This window comes from Psychrobacter sp. 1Y4, assembly GCF_051847555.1.
Genome location: NZ_JBPYDE010000052.1, coordinates 1 through 1576, shown reverse-complemented (window position 1 = coordinate 1576; position 1576 = coordinate 1). Strand labels below are relative to the sequence as shown.

Sequence of the window (1576 nt, the reverse complement as noted above, 5' to 3'; positions counted from 1 at the left end):
CCCGCTTTGCATGGTATTTTTGCCGTTGATGTCGTCAGCTTAGATGAGAATGGAGAGGTCATACCTGATGGTTTAATAAAGCTGGCTATTGATAACAATATAGGCGTCGCAGGTTTGCGTCCACATAGTTTGTTCGGTACCGCTAACATTGGCAAAAGACCCTCTGTTGATAAAGGTGATGACTGGCGATTGGAAGTACACTTTCCCAAACTAAAAGCAGATTTGTACGGGTTGAATCTAGAAGTGCGCTTCTTGCACTTTTTGCATGGTGAGCGTCGCTACGATGGTTTGGACGCCTTGAAAGCGGGTATTCATCAAGATGTCACTGACCTATTGGCATGGCGTGATAATCAAGTTTAGCAGTCAGACGTATCTTACATAAATAAAAAACCCCACGATATGAATATTGTCGTGGGGTTTTTTTATTATACTTTTATGTGCTGTTAAGCATCAGGATGCATGCGTACATTTAGATCATCAATCACTTCTACCCATACTGCATCTTTTTGCCATTCTTCTTGTAAGAACATACGCTGGCTATCAGTCCAGACATCAGCTTCTATCAATTTTTCTTCGCTTGATAACTGGTTGTCTGCGATAAACTTATCAATCGCTTCATCAGAGCTATCTAGACCTACCTGAGCAAATAGCTCATTCATATTATATTCTGGCTCACCCAACATACTTTTCTCCTTAAATGGTGTAGAGGTAATTGTGCTTATTATTAAAATTAACCCATTTATTGTAGCAAGCTTTATACTAATAGCTGTTAATCAACGTTTATCTAACGTTATCAATTGTATTGACAGCAAACAGGTATTGCCATTTCAAAGGATGCGATAGATTACTTTTTATTTCATCATATCTTTTGAATAAAAAAACCTTATAGACACAAAAAAGCCCTCCTATATTAAGAGGGCTTTTTTTTCACTCATTACTTAAGTTAAGACAGCTATATAACTGCTTAAACTTATGGTAGCAAATGTGCTACTGCATCACGCTCTTCACTAAGCTCTTGCTCAGTAGCAGCCATTTTCTCTTTAGAGAAGTCTGATGAGACATCAACGCCGTCTACGATAGACCAGTCGCCGTTAGTACATGTGCATGGGAATGAATAGATCAAACCTTCAGCGATACCATATTCGCCGTTTGAGTAAACACCCATAGAGACCCAATCGTTCTCGTCAGTACCTAGTGCCCACGTACGCATATGTGCGATAGCAGCGTTGGCAGCAGAAGCAGCAGATGACGCACCGCGAGCTTTGATGATTGCAGCACCGCGTTGTTGTACTTCTGGGATATAGGTGTTTTCGTACCAGTCACGATCAACTAGATCTAGTGCAGGCTTGCCATTTACTGTGCAAGCGGTTAGGTCTGGATACTGAGTTGACGAATGGTTACCCCAGATAGTCATGTTTTTGATGTCATTAACAGTGCTGTCAGTCTTGTCAGCCAACTGCGCCATCGCACGGTTGTGATCTAGACGAGTCATGGCAGTGAAGTTACGTGGATCAAGATCTGGTGCATTACGCTGAGCGATAAGCGCGTTGGTGTTGGCAGGGTTACCAACGACCAA

At 41.8% G+C, this 1576-nt stretch carries 3 protein-coding genes; 1 reads left to right on the top strand and 2 read right to left on the bottom strand.

Going from position 1 to position 1576, the window contains the following annotated elements; genetic code table 11:
- On the top strand, positions 1–360 hold a 360-nt coding region (locus ACS8FC_RS14085; protein ID WP_439297220.1), incomplete at its 5' end, for a riboflavin kinase.
- 83 nt (positions 361–443) lie between these two features.
- Here ACS8FC_RS14085 and ACS8FC_RS14080 read toward each other — a convergent pair.
- The gene (locus ACS8FC_RS14080) at positions 444–683 is read right to left on the bottom strand and encodes a DUF2789 family protein (RefSeq protein ID WP_439297219.1); all 240 of its coding nucleotides are present in this window, start codon (positions 681–683) and stop codon (positions 444–446) included.
- Between the two features lie 287 nt (positions 684–970).
- Positions 971–1576, bottom strand: a 606-nt coding sequence (locus ACS8FC_RS14075; protein WP_439297218.1) for a malate dehydrogenase, incomplete at its 5' end; no start/stop codon positions are given.